The 16,210-nt window shown below is 44.2% G+C and carries 9 protein-coding genes, 6 tRNA genes and 2 rRNA genes; 4 read left to right on the top strand and 13 right to left on the bottom strand.

What is annotated here, in order from left to right; translation table 11 throughout:
* Positions 1–49: 49 nt before the first annotated feature.
* From ACFN7Z_RS03015 to ACFN7Z_RS03000, 4 genes are all read right to left on the bottom strand, one after another.
* Positions 50–2,943 (bottom strand): 23S ribosomal RNA (locus ACFN7Z_RS03015).
* A gap of 349 nt (positions 2,944–3,292) precedes the next feature.
* Positions 3,293–3,368, bottom strand: a tRNA-Ala gene (locus tag ACFN7Z_RS03010).
* Between the two features lie 67 nt (positions 3,369–3,435).
* Positions 3,436–3,512, bottom strand: a tRNA-Ile gene (locus ACFN7Z_RS03005).
* 61 nt (positions 3,513–3,573) lie between these two features.
* A 16S ribosomal RNA gene (locus tag ACFN7Z_RS03000) occupies positions 3,574–5,111 on the bottom strand.
* The 16S and 23S rRNA genes sit together here with 2 tRNA genes alongside, the layout of an rRNA operon.
* 506 nt (positions 5,112–5,617) lie before the next feature.
* On the opposite strand from ACFN7Z_RS03000, the gene ACFN7Z_RS02995 reads away from it, so the two are divergent.
* From ACFN7Z_RS02995 to ACFN7Z_RS02985, 3 genes are read left to right on the top strand one after another with little or no spacing between them, the layout of a single operon-like run.
* Positions 5,618–6,118 (top strand): YfiR family protein, encoded by a 501-nt coding sequence (locus ACFN7Z_RS02995; protein ID WP_010327466.1) that lies wholly within the window; start codon positions 5,618–5,620, stop codon positions 6,116–6,118.
* Between the two features lie 4 nt (positions 6,119–6,122).
* The gene (locus ACFN7Z_RS02990; RefSeq protein ID WP_063454543.1) at positions 6,123–7,361 is read left to right on the top strand and encodes a sensor domain-containing diguanylate cyclase; all 1,239 of its coding nucleotides are present in this window, start codon (positions 6,123–6,125) and stop codon (positions 7,359–7,361) included.
* A complete protein-coding gene (locus ACFN7Z_RS02985; RefSeq protein WP_010327468.1) occupies positions 7,355–7,834 on the top strand; it encodes an OmpA family protein in 480 nt (159 codons plus the stop codon). Before ACFN7Z_RS02990 ends, ACFN7Z_RS02985 begins: the two co-directional genes overlap by 7 nt.
* A gap of 115 nt (positions 7,835–7,949) precedes the next feature.
* Here the strand turns inward: ACFN7Z_RS02985 and ACFN7Z_RS02980 are convergent.
* The 9 genes from ACFN7Z_RS02980 to ACFN7Z_RS02940 all read right to left on the bottom strand — a co-directional run bounded on the left by ACFN7Z_RS02980 (position 7,950) and on the right by ACFN7Z_RS02940 (position 15,001).
* Positions 7,950–8,026: transfer RNA gene (locus ACFN7Z_RS02980), tRNA-Pro, on the bottom strand.
* 18 nt (positions 8,027–8,044) lie between these two features.
* Positions 8,045–8,120: transfer RNA gene (locus tag ACFN7Z_RS02975), tRNA-His, on the bottom strand.
* Positions 8,121–8,155: 35 nt separating this feature from the next.
* A tRNA-Arg gene (locus tag ACFN7Z_RS02970) sits at positions 8,156–8,232 on the bottom strand.
* 46 nt (positions 8,233–8,278) lie between these two features.
* Positions 8,279–8,355, bottom strand: a tRNA-Pro gene (locus ACFN7Z_RS02965).
* A 153-nt stretch (positions 8,356–8,508) separates the two neighbouring features.
* Positions 8,509–9,576 (bottom strand): quinolinate synthase NadA, encoded by a 1,068-nt coding sequence (nadA, locus tag ACFN7Z_RS02960; RefSeq protein ID WP_010327469.1) that lies wholly within the window; start codon positions 9,574–9,576, stop codon positions 8,509–8,511.
* 143 nt (positions 9,577–9,719) lie between these two features.
* A complete protein-coding gene (gene argJ, locus ACFN7Z_RS02955) occupies positions 9,720–10,940 on the bottom strand; it encodes a bifunctional glutamate N-acetyltransferase/amino-acid acetyltransferase ArgJ (protein WP_010327470.1) in 1,221 nt (406 codons plus the stop codon).
* Positions 10,941–11,097: 157 nt separating this feature from the next.
* Positions 11,098–11,445, bottom strand: a complete 348-nt coding sequence (locus ACFN7Z_RS02950; protein ID WP_010327471.1) for a hypothetical protein — start codon at positions 11,443–11,445, stop codon at positions 11,098–11,100.
* A gap of 192 nt (positions 11,446–11,637) precedes the next feature.
* Positions 11,638–14,361 carry a preprotein translocase subunit SecA gene (gene secA, locus ACFN7Z_RS02945; RefSeq protein ID WP_010327472.1) on the bottom strand — a complete coding sequence of 908 codons (2,724 nt, stop codon included), beginning with the start codon at positions 14,359–14,361 and terminating at the stop codon, positions 11,638–11,640.
* 214 nt (positions 14,362–14,575) lie between these two features.
* Complete coding sequence (locus ACFN7Z_RS02940; protein ID WP_010327473.1) at positions 14,576–15,001, bottom strand: hypothetical protein; 426 nt, start codon at positions 14,999–15,001, stop codon at positions 14,576–14,578.
* A 343-nt stretch (positions 15,002–15,344) separates the two neighbouring features.
* On the opposite strand from ACFN7Z_RS02940, the gene ACFN7Z_RS02935 reads away from it, so the two are divergent.
* Positions 15,345–15,986, top strand: a complete 642-nt coding sequence (locus tag ACFN7Z_RS02935) for a peroxiredoxin (protein WP_010327474.1) — start codon at positions 15,345–15,347, stop codon at positions 15,984–15,986.
* Positions 15,987–16,210: the final 224 nt, after the last annotated feature.

Genomic DNA, 16,210 nt, shown 5'->3' with positions numbered 1-16,210 from the left:
AAGTTGTTTGCAGTGATTTGAACCACAACACCAACTGTTTGGGTGTTGTATAGTCAAGCCTCACGAGCAATTAGTATTGGTCAGCTTCACATATCACTATGCTTCCACATCCAACCTATCAACGTCGTAGTCTTCAACGGCTCTTTAGAGGACATAAAGTCCTAGGGAAATCTTATCTTGAGGTAGGCTTCCCGCTTAGATGCTTTCAGCGGTTATCCCTTCCGAACATAGCTACCCGGCGATGCGACTGGCGTCACAACCGGTACACCAGAGGTTCGTCCACTCTGGTCCTCTCGTACTAGGAGCAGATCCTCTCAAATTTCCAACGCCCACGGTAGATAGGGACCGAACTGTCTCACGACGTTCTAAACCCAGCTCGCGTACCTCTTTAAATGGCGAACAGCCATACCCTTGGGACCTGCTTCAGCCCCAGGATGAGATGAGCCGACATCGAGGTGCCAAACACCGCCGTCGATATGAACTCTTGGGCGGTATCAGCCTGTTATCCCCAGAGTACCTTTTATCCGTTGAGCGATGGCCCTTCCATACAGAACCACCGGATCACTAAGACCTACTTTCGTACCTGCTCGACTTGTGGGTCTCGCAGTTAAGCGCGCTTTTGCCTTTATACTCTACGCGTGATTTCCGACCACGCTGAGCGCACCTTCGTACTCCTCCGTTACTCTTTAGGAGGAGACCGCCCCAGTCAAACTACCCACCAGACATGGTCCTCGTCCCGGATAACGGGACAGAGTTAGAACCTCAATATTACCAGGGTGGTATTTCAAGATTGGCTCCACCGAAACTAGCGTCTCGGTTTCAAAGCCTCCCACCTATCCTACACAAGTAAGATCAAAGTTCAATGTCAAGCTGCAGTAAAGGTTCACGGGGTCTTTCCGTCTAGCCGCGGGTACACCGCATCTTCACGGCGAATTCGATTTCACTGAGTCTCTGCTGGAGACAGCGCCCCCATCATTATGCCATTCGTGCAGGTCGGAACTTACCCGACAAGGAATTTCGCTACCTTAGGACCGTTATAGTTACGGCCGCCGTTTACTGGGGCTTCGATCAAGAGCTTCGCTTACGCTAACCCCATCAATTAACCTTCCAGCACCGGGCAGGCATCACACCCTATACGTCCACTTTCGTGTTTGCAGAGTGCTATGTTTTTAATAAACAGTTGCAGGGGCCTGGTTTCTGTGGCTGCCAATAGCTCAAGGAGTAAATCCTATCACCGTCGGCAGCGTACCTTCTCCCGAAGTTACGGTACCATTTTGCCTAGTTCCTTCAGCAGAGTTCTCTCAAGCGCTTTGGTCTACTCGACCTGACCACCTGTGTCGGTTTCGGGTACGATTCCTATGTAACTGAAGCTTAGAGACTTTTCCTGGAAGCATGGTATCAGCCACTTCACTGTACAAGTACAGCTTGCTATCAGTTCTCAGCATAGAGTACCCCGGATTTGCCTAAGATACATGCCTACAACCTTCCACCTGGACAACCAACGCCAGGCTGACTTAACCTTCTCCGTCCTCTCATCGCATTACATAGAAGTATTGGAATATTAACCAATTTCCCATCGACTACGCCTCTCGGCCTCGCCTTAGGGGTCGACTCACCCAGCCCCGATTAACGTTGGACTGGAACCCTTGGTCTTTCAGCGTGCGAGTTTTTCACTCGCATTGTCGTTACTCACGTCAGCATTCGCACTTCTGATACCTCCAGCATACTTCTCAATACACCTTCATCGGCTTACAGAACGCTCCCCTACCACTTGCAATAAATTGCAAATCCGCAGCTTCGGCATATAGTTTTAGCCCCGTTACATCTTCCGCGCAGGCCGACTCGACTAGTGAGCTATTACGCTTTCTTTAAAGGGTGGCTGCTTCTAAGCCAACCTCCTAGCTGTCTATGCCTTCCCACATCGTTTCCCACTTAACTATAATTTTGGGGCCTTAGCTGGCGGTCTGGATTGTTTTCCTCTTGACTACGGACGTTAGCACCCGCAGTCTGTCTCCCGGATAGTACTCATTGGTATTCGGAGTTTGCATCGGTTTGGTAAGTCGGGATGACCCCCTAGCCGAAACAGTGCTCTACCCCCAATGGTATTCGTCCGAGGCGCTACCTAAATAGCTTTCGGGGAGAACCAGCTATCACCGAGTTTGATTAGCCTTTCACCCCTATCCACAAGTCATCCCCTGGCTTTTCAACGACAGTGGGTTCGGTCCTCCAGTTAGTGTTACCCAACCTTCAACCTGCTCATGGATAGATCACCCGGTTTCGGGTCTACACCCAGCAACTAAACGCCCTATTAAGACTCGATTTCTCTACGGCTCCCCTATGCGGTTAACCTCGCTACTGAATGTAAGTCGCTGACCCATTATACAAAAGGTACGCAGTCACCGAACAAGTCGGCTCCCACTGCTTGTATGCATGCGGTTTCAGGATCTATTTCACTCCCCTCACAGGGGTTCTTTTCGCCTTTCCCTCACGGTACTGGTTCACTATCGGTCAGTCAGGAGTATTTAGCCTTGGAGGATGGTCCCCCCATATTCAGACAAGGTTTCACGTGCCCCGCCCTACTCGACATCATCATATCAGCCCTTTCGTGTACAGGACTATCACCCACTATGGTTGCACTTCCCAGAGCATTCCACTAAAACTGATATGACTTAATGGGCTTTTCCCCGTTCGCTCGCCGCTACTGAGGGAATCTCAATTGATTTCTTTTCCTAAGGGTACTGAGATGTTTCACTTCCCCTCGTTCGCCTCGTATGACTATGTATTCATCATACGATACCTGCCTTATGACAGGTGGGTTTCCCCATTCAGAAATCTCCGGATCACAGGATATTTGCCGCCTCCCCGGAGCTTATCGCAGGCTATTACGTCTTTCATCGCCTCTGACTGCCAAGGCATCCACCACATGCACTTAATTACTTGACTATACAACCCCAAACAGTCGTTAATCCCTACAAGTAGGATTAAGACAGTCTATGATGATTTCTCATCACTTCCTTACAGTTTGTTGCTCTGTGTACTTAAACACTGTACAGCTTCAATTCAATTCACATACCAAAACGCTTGATTCAGTTAATTTCGCTAGTAACTCATTTCTTCAATCTTCATCAATCAGTAATAAATCACTGTTAATGTCGATCTTAAAAACGAGTATGAACAAATTATTTCAACTCAAATATATTCTGTTAATGATTTTTCCAGCCTTCGTCAGGTCAGGAAACTGTGATAAATCACAGAAGTTAATAAGCTTTAACTTACTAAGTTCTATAATCTATGGTGGAGACTAGGAGAGTCGAACTCCTGACCTCCTGCGTGCAAAGCAGGCGCTCTACCAACTAAGCTAAGTCCCCAGCTTATCAATAAGTCAATGTTTCTGTTTTCTGTATTCAGCATTTAACAATGCTTGTTAGTCAGATTTGGTGGGTCTGACAAGACTTGAACTTGTGACCCCACGCTTATCAAGCGTGTGCTCTAACCAACTGAGCTACAGACCCTCAGATACATCGTCATGAAGAACAACTTGTTGTGGATTCTTACCAATCGTCAATCTTTCGTTAAGGAGGTGATCCAGCCGCAGGTTCCCCTACGGCTACCTTGTTACGACTTCACCCCAGTCATCGGCCACACCGTGGTAAGCGTCCTCCTTGCGGTTAGACTACCTACTTCTGGTGCAACAAATTCCCATGGTGTGACGGGCGGTGTGTACAAGGCCCGGGAACGTATTCACCGCGGCATTCTGATCCGCGATTACTAGCGATTCCGACTTCATGGAGTCGAGTTGCAGACTCCAATCCGGACTACGATCGGCTTTTTGAGATTAGCATCCTATCGCTAGGTAGCAACCCTTTGTACCGACCATTGTAGCACGTGTGTAGCCCTGGTCGTAAGGGCCATGATGACTTGACGTCGTCCCCGCCTTCCTCCAGTTTGTCACTGGCAGTATCCTTAAAGTTCCCGGCTTAACCCGCTGGCAAATAAGGAAAAGGGTTGCGCTCGTTGCGGGACTTAACCCAACATCTCACGACACGAGCTGACGACAGCCATGCAGCACCTGTATGTAAGTTCCCGAAGGCACCAATCCATCTCTGGAAAGTTCTTACTATGTCAAGACCAGGTAAGGTTCTTCGCGTTGCATCGAATTAAACCACATGCTCCACCGCTTGTGCGGGCCCCCGTCAATTCATTTGAGTTTTAGTCTTGCGACCGTACTCCCCAGGCGGTCTACTTATCGCGTTAGCTGCGCCACTAAAGCCTCAAAGGCCCCAACGGCTAGTAGACATCGTTTACGGCATGGACTACCAGGGTATCTAATCCTGTTTGCTCCCCATGCTTTCGTACCTCAGCGTCAGTATTAGGCCAGATGGCTGCCTTCGCCATCGGTATTCCTCCAGATCTCTACGCATTTCACCGCTACACCTGGAATTCTACCATCCTCTCCCATACTCTAGCTTCCCAGTATCGAATGCAATTCCTAAGTTAAGCTCAGGGATTTCACATCCGACTTAAAAAGCCGCCTACGCACGCTTTACGCCCAGTAAATCCGATTAACGCTCGCACCCTCTGTATTACCGCGGCTGCTGGCACAGAGTTAGCCGGTGCTTATTCTGCGAGTAACGTCCACTATCCTAGAGTATTAATCCAAGTAGCCTCCTCCTCGCTTAAAGTGCTTTACAACCAAAAGGCCTTCTTCACACACGCGGCATGGCTGGATCAGGCTTTCGCCCATTGTCCAATATTCCCCACTGCTGCCTCCCGTAGGAGTCTGGGCCGTGTCTCAGTCCCAGTGTGGCGGATCATCCTCTCAGACCCGCTACAGATCGTCGCCTTGGTAGGCCTTTACCCCACCAACTAGCTAATCTGACTTAGGCTCATCTATTAGCGCAAGGTCCGAAGATCCCCTGCTTTCCCCCGTAGGGCGTATGCGGTATTAGCATTCCTTTCGGAATGTTGTCCCCCACTAATAGGCAGATTCCTAAGCATTACTCACCCGTCCGCCGCTAGGTCAGGTAGCAAGCTACCTTTCCCCGCTCGACTTGCATGTGTTAAGCCTGCCGCCAGCGTTCAATCTGAGCCATGATCAAACTCTTCAGTTAAAATCATTAGTAGCTTATGGCTACAAATCTTGGCTCATCAATTTTCTGACAAATATTTCTCAAATAAACTTCGAGTAATTTTTACCTTCAATCAATGAAATATTTTCGATCGATCAATCAGTAAAAATCCACACAAGTTGTTCTTCATAATCTCTTAATGATCTTCTTGCTGATTCGTCATCAGCAAGCTAGGTCGGCTATACTACTCTCTTTCAAGAAGAAGTCAACTGGTTTTGTTAATTATTTTCAAACTCATTCAAGACCTCCAGATTCTACCGCTTGGGCTAAATCCTTGTTTCTCAACAAGTTTTAATCAACATCACCGCCGATGGATGTGCATTCTACAGTATTTCTAATCCCTTGCAACACCTTTTTCGATTATTTCATTTCAAGCGCATATTTTTTGGTCAAAAATGTGATTTTTGTCGATTATTAAAGCAATTTTAACCATCACTGTTTATTTTTCGTTAAAATAGGCTCACTTTCGCTGCCAAGCAAAATGAATAATGACAGCTTTTAAATACAAAATTTATTTAACTCTCTTGTCCTGTTTAATGATTTCTCAGGTACAGGCACAGCCACAACTAAATCTCCCTGCAACCACGTTGACGATTTTGAGCTATGTACGTTGGAATACTCCCAATCCTATTTCTTTATGCATTTTAAATAACAGCCAATTATCCAATCAGTTCATTCAAGTCAATCAGCAACTCAAGAGTGCGTATCAAATTCAAGCGGTCAGTTTGTCTGAATTAAATAAGATTATGTGCAATGCTGTTTTTTTCTCAACCTACACACCACGTGAAGAGCAAAATATTATAAATAACCTAAAAGATGCTCCACTGACTTTTAGCTCTAACAATACTGAATGCAAATTAGGTAGCGCATTTTGCTTATATCAAAACAAAACGCGAACTTCCTTTAAGGTAAACTTGGCCAGCCTGTCCCAGTCCCAAGCACGTGTAGATCCACGTGTTTTATTATTAGCAAAATCTACGGAGCCTTAAGTCAATGTTTCGTAAAAGCTCTAATACTTCTCTACAAAAAATTTTTAGTCAGTCTCAATTGCTGATTTTTGCTCTTACTCTTGGAATTTGTAGTTTAATTTTCGTGGTGATTTCCATCTACACCATGAATACCTACGCCAAGCAAAGCCTTAATATTTTTAGCGCAACCTTAAGTGAGCAAATTCAACCTGCTGTCATTTTCAATGATCCTATTACACTACAGCAAACACTGAACAATCATATTCAGCAATATCCAATTCGCGCTATTCAAGTCATCAACCTACAAGGGAAACCACTGGCCGAAGCATACAAACCCACACCTGAGTTTGCATGGATGGAAAATCTGTTTGATAAGGTCTTCTTTAAACACCCTGTGACACGCACCATCAAACATCAAAATAACCAGTACGGGACATTGATCATTTACGGTAGTGCCACTCAACTCATGAGCTTTTTCTTTCAGCTCTTGATTTGTCTCTCCGCTGGGATTTTTATCATCCTGTTGATTATGTTGTGGTTGGTACATTCAACCTATCAAAAACTGATGCACTCGATTCAACCCATGGTCAATACCGTTGAAAGCCTTAATCTTGATCCTCAATATCAAGCACGTCTTCCATCATCCCCCATTTATGAGTTTCGCGTCATCAGTGGTGCATTTAATAATTTATTAGATAAAGTGCAGCGTACCAATGAAAAACTACAAAGCGAAAATTCTCAGTTATCACATCAAGCGTTGCATGATCAGTTAACCGAACTCCCGAATCGTCATTATTTTTACAATATTTTGTTCAATCAATTTGAGCACCCTGAGAAAAACCAGACAGCTCTCTTTTTTATTGACAACAATAACTTTAAAAACATTAATGATGTTTATGGGCACTTAGCAGGTGATGCCGTGCTCAAAGAAATGGCTCAACGCTTAAAAAAGAATGTCAGAAGCCACGATGTGGTAGCACGATTAGGTGGTGATGAGTTTGCAATTCTGCTCCGTAATATCAAACACTATGATCACCTAGAACTGATTTGTGAGCATTTAATCGAATGCAGTAAAGCACCATTATATTTTGATCAACATCAGATTCATTTTAGTTTCAGTATTGGCGTTACTTTCTCAAAATGTGCAACAACACCTGAAGATTTGATTGCTGAAGCAGACAATGCCATGTATAAAGCCAAAAACTTAGCTCAAGGGTGGTATATCACACCTTGCATAAATCCTAATCATGAACCCTCATGTTAAAACATGTTTGCAAATTTATGCTTATCACAGGTCTTATCACTGCTTTATCTGGCTGTCTCAGTTTAGGGCACCTCAACTATAAACAAGCGCGCATGCTGAAGAAACAAGGCTTTACCTTGACCGAAGAAGGCTGGACGCTGAGACTGCCTGAAAAATTATTGTTCGGCTTTGACCAATCAGATATTCAAGCCTCTCAAAAACCCGCACTCGAAGCGCTTTCTAAACAGCTACAGCAATACAATTTAAATAAAATTAAAGTGGTTGGACATACAGACAATATTGGTGACCCAAGCTACAACCAAACACTCTCGGAGAAACGCGCATCAACAGTTAGTCAGATTTTTATCGAAACAGGGTTTAAAACTCAAAATATTCAGAGCATGGGTCGCGGTGCATCACAACCTCTGGTAGAAAATAGCAGCGAGGAAAATCGAGCGCTGAATCGTCGTGTAAATATTATTATTATTCCTTAAGCATTTATGTTTTATCTTTAGCCTTCGTTACGAAGGCTTTTTTATGTACTTTACTAAATTTCAGGCATAAAAAAACCGCTTAACGCGGTATCTTTATCTCGACCATTTCAATAAATGGTCGGAGCAGTAGGATTCGAACCTACGACCCCCTGGTCCCAAACCAGGTGCACTACCAGGCTGTGCTATGCTCCGATTTCAACTTTTTAAAGTTGGGGTGAATGACGGGATTCGAACCCGCGACAACTGGAATCACAATCCAGGGCTCTACCAACTGAGCTACATCCACCATAACGTTTCGGTTCTTAATACCAAGCTACCTAATGGCGCGCCTGACAGGATTCGAACCTGTGACCATCCGCTTAGAAGGCGGATGCTCTATCCAACTGAGCTACAGGCGCATGACCAATAATACGAGGTATTATGGATAACCTTGCCTTGAAGAATTGGTCGGAGCAGTAGGATTCGAACCTACGACCCCCTGGTCCCAAACCAGGTGCACTACCAGGCTGTGCTATGCTCCGATTCATCTCAGCTTTTGTATCGAACATCTCGTTCGGTACGGTGTGCATTCTAGGCGCGACGCTTGATAACGTCAACACCTATATTTAAAAAAAATAAAAAAATCACGTCAAATGTATATTAATCAAGCGTTTCAGGCATTTTTTATACAAATTTTAACGTTTTAGCGATGCACTGAAATCCAACATGCGATCTAAAGGTAATTTCGCACGCTCAGCAAGTACTGGCTCTACAAATATTTCCTGATCGCCACGCTGTAATACCTCTAAAATACCATCCAGCTCATTCATTGCCATCCACGGACAATGTGCACAAGAACGACAGGTTGCACCCTCTCCGGCTGTTGGTGCTTCAACCAAAATTTTGTTGGGCACCGCTTGTTGCATTTTGTAGAAAATACCCCGATCAGTTGCCACAATCAGTCGCTCATTGGGTAAAGTTTGCGCAGCTTTGATTAGTTGTGACGTACTTCCAACAGCATCAGCAACATCCACCACCGACTCAGGTGACTCAGGATGTACCAGCACCGCAGCATCAGGATAAAGCTCCTTCATTTGTGCAATGCCACGTGCACGAAATTCTTCATGCACAATACATGCACCATCCCAAAGCAACATCTCTGCGCCCGTTTTCTTTTGGATATAACGGCCTAAATGCTGATCGGGCGCCCAAATAATTTTTTCACCCAAACTGTCTAGATGCTCAATAATTTCGACCGCACAACTTGAGGTCACCACCCAATCAGCACGGGCTTTAACGGCTGCTGAAGTGTTGGCATAGACCACTACTGTATGGTCTGGATGGGCATCACAAAACTGACTAAATTCTTCAACAGGACAACCCAAATCTAAAGAACATGTAGCCTCTAAAGTTGGCATCAGAATGGTTTTATTCGGTGATAAAATTTTTGAGGTTTCACCCATAAATTTAACGCCCGCCACCACCAAGGTCGATGCTGGATGATCACGACCAAAGCGGGCCATTTCCAATGAATCGGATACACAGCCACCACTTAACTCGGCCAATTCCTGCACTTCAGGATCGCAATAGTAGTGCGCTACCAATACCGCATCGCGCTTTTTCAACTCGGCCAAGATTAAAGCAAATTTTTCTTGCTTCACTTCTTCACTGAGCTTTGAGTCTTTGGTTTCACCCAAACGGTCCAAATGCGCCTGCACAATTGATTTTGCGTCATTGGCAATTAAATTGGTCGCATTGTTCATCATTCATTCATCCCTTCTGCTTGTCGGCAAGCAAGTCCCGCACTTAATTTATTGGCCAAATGGCTTCTCGGCTTTTGACCAATCATTCAAAAGTTCTTATGGTAAAAAAGCCTCCAAAGGAGGCTTTTTTAAACTCGTTAAGATTAAGAGCGATAATCCGCATTAATCTTCACATAGTCATAAGATAAGTCACAGGTATACACTGTGTCTTTCGCTGCCCCACGTCCTAGATCTACACGAATGGTCATTTCAGCCTGTGACATCACACGAGCACCTTCGGCTTCAGTGTAATCAGCAGCAGCTCCGCCATCCTTACAGATTTGCACATCATCTAACCAAACTTGAATTTTTTCAACATCTAAATTTTTAACCCCAGCATAACCAATCGCAGCTAGGATACGTCCCCAGTTTGGATCTGATGCGAAAATAGCCGTTTTCACTAACGGTGAATGGGCAATACTATAGGCAATATCACAGCACTCTTGCGTATCATAACCGCCTTCAACAGCAACGGTAATAAACTTAGTTGCACCTTCACCATCACGCACAATCAGTTGTGCAAGGCGCTTCATCATACGCGTCAATACATCTAACACTACAGCATAACGCGCATCGTCTGCTGAACTAATTTCAGTACCACCCGCTTGACCTGTTGCAGCAAAGATACAAGAGTCATTGGTTGATGTATCACCATCAATGGTAATCCGGTTAAATGATACATTCACCGTTTCACTCAACAGTTGCTGAACCAATTCACGACTGATCGGTGCATCGGTTGCAACATAGCCCAACATGGTCGCCATATTTGGACGAATCATGCCTGCACCCTTAGAAATACCCGTCATGGTATACGTGACGCCATCCAATTCGAATTGCTCAGATGCTCCTTTCGGTGTGGTGTCTGTGGTCATAATCCCAGTAGCAGCAGCATCCCAAGCATCAGCACTCAAACTATTTAATGCAGGCTGTAAACCATTTAACAAACGCTCCAACGGCAATTGTTCACCAATCACCCCTGTTGAAAACGGTAACACTTCCGTTGCTTTCACACCAGCAAGCTCAGCCAATTTTGCACAAGTACGCTCAGCATTCAGCATGCCCATCTTGCCTGTACCAGCATTGGCATTACCGGTGTTAATAATGAGGTAGCGCGGATTCGCCACTTGTAAGTGCGCTTTAGACACATGCACGGGCGCTGCACAGAACGCATTTTGAGTGAAAACACCTGCAACATTCGTTCCTTCAGCAAATTCGAAAATGACAAGATCACGTCGGTTCTGATAGCGCACATAAGCTTCAGCCGTTCCGATTCTCACCCCTTTCACCACGTGCATTTGTGGCATTGACACGTCACCTACTGGCATTTTAAACGTCCAATTCATTTGTTAGAAAAAACACAGCTTATTAGAATTTTCAGAAAAAATCGAGCAGAAGACTTTGTTTGCTTTAACTTTTCAATGCACACTCATTTTTGACATAAAAAAACCAATCCGAAGATTGGTTTTATGTAGCAGCATTTGATTAATTTGAAGCAAGCTGTGCTGAGCTAGACAAAAGCACTTGTTTAGCATTTTCTTGACTTACAGGAGAAAGTGCTGGGTTTGAAGCCACAATACGGTTCACCGTTGCTGCATTTGCAGGAGCAATAGCAGCCGTTTGCAGAACTACTGGACGTTGATTTGGGTTGGCAAAGGTATAGCGAATCCCTGTACGCGGACTTTGTACCGTAATATTACCATTGGCTTGTGCCGCAGGTGCTGTGGTTGCACCGCGTGCTTGTTGAACTTTAGCTGCGGTAGTGGTATCTGCAAATGCAAAAGTTGGAAGCGCTAAAGCTACAATCATGATTGGTTTTAATACTTTTTTCATTGTCTTTCCACTTTAGAGGTTTAGATGATGAGCAACTAAATAGCATTTAATGCCTAACACTGCAAATGCTATTCACATTATGCAACGCTTTAGCTGTAATCAGAATCGTATTTGGATTGATCTTAATGTCAATTTTTCAGCCATGCCAATAAAAAGCAGAACCGAAGTTCTGCTTTTTCACTCGTTCACAGTTTAGATTTTACCGTGACACTGTTTGTATTTTAAGCCTGAACCACATGGGCAAGGCGCGTTACGACTCGCAGGTGCCGCAAACTCTTCTACAGGCTCGTACTGTGCATCTACTTCTGCGAATTGGCTTTGATCATCGGCCAACAAACCATCAAAGTCTGCATGCGACAAGTTCAATTGCATCGCTTCAGCTTGAGCTTGCTTTTGAGCTTCCATTTCAGCCAGCTCTTCAGCCGTTGGTACATGTACGCGAGATAAATCGGTCACAACATCTGATTTAATAATCGCCAACATATTTACAAATAAGTTATACGCTTCTTTTTTGTATTCTTGCTCAGGATTTTTCTGTGCATAGCCACGCAAGTGAATGCCTTGACGTAAATAATCCATCGCCGCCAAGTGATCTTTCCAGTGGCGATCCAGCGAGTTCAACATGAAGTGACGCTCCAGCATAACTGCTGTTTCATCCCCCATTTGCTCACGGCGGCTACGGTAGCGCTGTACCACTTCATCAGTAATACGCTCAACCAAAGACTCTTCATCTAAACGACGGTCATCTTCCAACCATTGGTTGATTGGCAAATCAATCGCAAGGTCTTCACGTAACGCTTTTTCAAGCCCATCAATATCCCATTGGTCATGAATTGACTCAGGTGGGATATAGTTAGAAATCACGCCTTTCATCACATCACGTTGCATCTCTTCGATGTAATCTTGCAATGTGCTTTCCGCCAAAACCTCATCACGTTGCGAGTAAATAATTTTACGCTGTTCGTTGTTGACGTCATCGTATTTCAATAAGTTCTTACGAATATCGAAGTTACGTGCTTCAACTTTACGCTGCGCATTTTCAATCGAACGTGACACCATTTTATGCTCAATGGCTTCATCTTCTTGTAAGCCCATCGCGCGCATCATGCCCACAACACGATCACCCGCAAAGATACGCATTAAGTCATCTTCAAGTGATAAGTAGAAACGTGATACACCAGGGTCACCCTGACGACCTGCACGACCACGGAGCTGGTTATCAATACGACGTGATTCGTGACGCTCAGAACCAATGATGTGTAAGCCACCAGAACTCAATACCATTTCATGGTTTTGTTCCCATTCGGCTTTTAAGCGCGCTTCATCTTCAGGGGTTGGGTTTTCAATTTTTGCCAGTAAAGCTTTCCAGTTACCACCGAGCAGAATGTCTGTACCACGACCTGCCATGTTGGTTGCAATAGTTACTGCTCGCGGTGCACCCGCTTGCGCAATAATATCCGCTTCACGTTCGTGTTGTTTCGCGTTCAACACTTCGTGCTGAATACCAGCATCACGTAATTTATCAGAAAGAATCTCAGAAGCTTCAATGGTTGCTGTACCAATCAAAATTGGGGCTACACCAGACTCATGTACGCGTTGAATTTCTTGAATAATTGCATTGTATTTACCATTACGATTTAAATAGATTAAATCGTTTTGGTCGAGACGAATCATTGGACGGTGCGTTGGAATGATCACCACGTCTAGACCATAAATTTCTTTCATTTCCGCAGCTTCAGTATCGGCAGTACCAGTCATACCCGAAAGCTTTTTGTATAGACGGAAATAGTTCTGGAAGGTCGTAGTTGCAAGCGTTTGGTTTTCAGGCTGGATTTCTAAGCCTTCTTTTGCTTCAACTGCTTGGTGTAAACCTTCTGACCAGCGACGACCTGGCATGGTACGTCCTGTGTTTTCATCGACAATGATCACTTCACCATCATTGATGATGTAATGCACATTGCGTTGATACAAGTAATGCGCACGAATGGCAGCAGTAACATGATGAACTAGGTTTAGGTTAGTCGATGAATACAGGCTTTCACCTTCAGCCAACAAGCCCATTTCAATCAGTTCATTTTCAACCGTTTCAAAACCAATTTCTGTCATTTCAACAGAACGTTGTTTTTCATCAATCCAGAAATGACCACCATCCGCCACTTTTTCTTCTTTCTGCGCATGCAGTTTGGGTGGAATGCTATTGATTGCAGCATACAACTGTGAAGAGTCATCACTTTGACCTGAAATAATCAAAGGCGTACGCGCTTCATCAATTAAGATCGAATCAACTTCATCGATGATGGCATAGATCAAACCACGTTGTTTTTTCTCAGCAAGCGAGAACACCATGTTGTCACGTAGATAGTCAAAGCCAAATTCGTTGTTGGTACCGTAGGTAATATCAGCACGATAGGCTTCAGCTTTCTCTGTTGGATCTTGCATGGAATAGATAATCCCGATGCTTAAACCCAAGAATTCAAACAGCGGACGGTTTAATTCAGCATCACGCTGTGCCAAGTAGTCATTCACAGTAATGACGTGAACACCTTGAGCACTAATCGCGTTTAAATAACACGCCAAGGTACCCATCAGGGTTTTACCTTCACCTGTACGCATCTCTGCAATTTTACCTTCGTGTAAGGTAATACCACCGATCAACTGTACATCATAATGACGCATGCCCATTACACGCTTAGCTGCTTCACGGCAGACGGCAAATGCTTCCGGGAGTAATTTATCGAGGCTTTCGCCCTTGTTATAACGTTGTTTAAATTCTTCAGTTTTTGCAGATAAGTCTGCATCGCCAAGAGCGGATATCGTCGGCTCGAGCGCATTAATCTTGTCTACGATTTTACGCATGCGTTTGAGTTCGCGCTCATTTTTGGTACCGAAGATTCCTCCGATCAGACTTGCCAACATGAATAGACTCTCTAAATCTTGCTTGTCAAATGAATATGTTTTCTTAGTCGTTATTATGGTGCTAGAAATTTGAAGTACAAGGGCTTTACACAAAACCATTTAAAAAATCTATTCATTGTTTCTAGCCCGTCGAATCTAAGGCAAACTAATGTAACAAATTTTAAACAGCCGACATAGAGATTTCATCCGAACTCATCAGGATTCAAGGTCTTTTTTAAAGTAGTGACTTTAATTGTTCGCAGTTATTCAAGGTTTTGCTTTCAAGTGCTTGATTTTGCCGCAGCAAGGCTTTCACCCCATTATTGGACTGACTTGGATTCATGCTCTGTAGGAAACCCAAGAGTTGTTCATCATTGACCCGCATTGCGGTAAGAATCGGAACAAGCTGTACGCAGGTAATATTATAGACATTACTCGCATTCGTATTCTGACCTTGAGCCAACTCACGCTCGAGAGCCTGAGACAGTGCCACTTTCCGCTGTGTAAGGCTTTTTTGAGACGCTAGATATTGATCTGTAATTTGTTGTGGCGTTTGGCAAGCAGTACTGACTTGGGCTTGTTTCAATTGCCCACCATTCTGCGCATGGGTTACTTCCAGTCCCCATAACACTAAAGTCAGGGCGATACCTATTTTTTTCATTGTTCTAATACTCAAGTTTTTATACTTTGTGAAATTGCTTTAAAAAACAAATATAAATCAATAATGAAAAGAATTGTAGCCAATCATATACGCGATCAATTCTATAGAGCGATACACTTCAGAAGCAGAAATAATCTCGTCTAAACACCGTTACCAAATATGCAAATAAGCGGTCTCTAGAGCAACAATGAGGTCATCTTTGGTATACCCAAATACAGAACACCTATCCGACTAATTATGAATATTTTGTATAAATAAATAATAAAACACTATTTTTCATGCAAAAGAAATTGCGCCATAGTGATGTTCATTCCATAGACATAAAGATAATTTGAGGTTCAACATGAGTTTACGTTTAGGCGACATCGCACCCAACTTTCAACAGGCTTCGAGCGAAGGCGAAATCGATTTTTATCAATTTTTAGGCGATAGCTGGGGAGTACTATTTTCACATCCTGCTGACTACACGCCAGTATGTACCACCGAGCTTGGCTTTACCGCAAAACTCAAAGATGAATTTGAAAAACGTGGCGTAAAAGCCATTGCCCTCTCAGTCGATGATGTCGAGTCACATCAGGGTTGGATTAAAGACATCAATGCAACCCAAAACACCACGGTGAACTTCCCGATCATTGCCGACCAAGACCGTAAAGTGTCTGAGTTATATGGTTTTATCCATCCCAATGCCAGTGAAACATTAACGGTTCGCTCTTTAGTGATTATCGACCCAAACAAAAAAGTCCGTTTGATTATTACCTACCCTGCATCAACTGGTCGTAATTTCCATGAAATCTTACGCGTGATTGACTCACTGCAACTGACCGATCACTACAAAGTTGCAACTCCTGCGAACTGGCAACAAGGCGAAGATGTGGTGATTGTGCCATCACTCAAAGATGAAGCTGAAATCGCACAGCGCTTTCCGAAAGGTTATAAAGCAGTCACCCCGTATTTACGCCTGACTCCACAGCCTGAGCAAGGATAAAATACTCTACTCTTGCACTAGACAAGCGAAGCCCGAAGTTTTAACCGAGCAGCCCTATTGAAAACAAAAATGGGACACTGAGCTCCAAGCAATCCAAAGAGGAAACTAACCCATAAAAATACGTTCAGAGTCACCTTGTATGATCGTTTCAAACTCCAATGACGAGCCGAGTTTGAACTTTTGAAAGCCTGTCAATCGACAGGCTTTTTTCCGCTTAAAGCAGA

The organism is Acinetobacter sp. P1332 (genome assembly GCF_044057475.1).
Taxonomy (GTDB): Bacteria; Pseudomonadota; Gammaproteobacteria; order Pseudomonadales; family Moraxellaceae; genus Acinetobacter; species Acinetobacter johnsonii.
The sequence above is the reverse complement of the archived record's forward strand: the minus strand, read 5'-3'. Positions and strand labels throughout refer to the sequence as shown.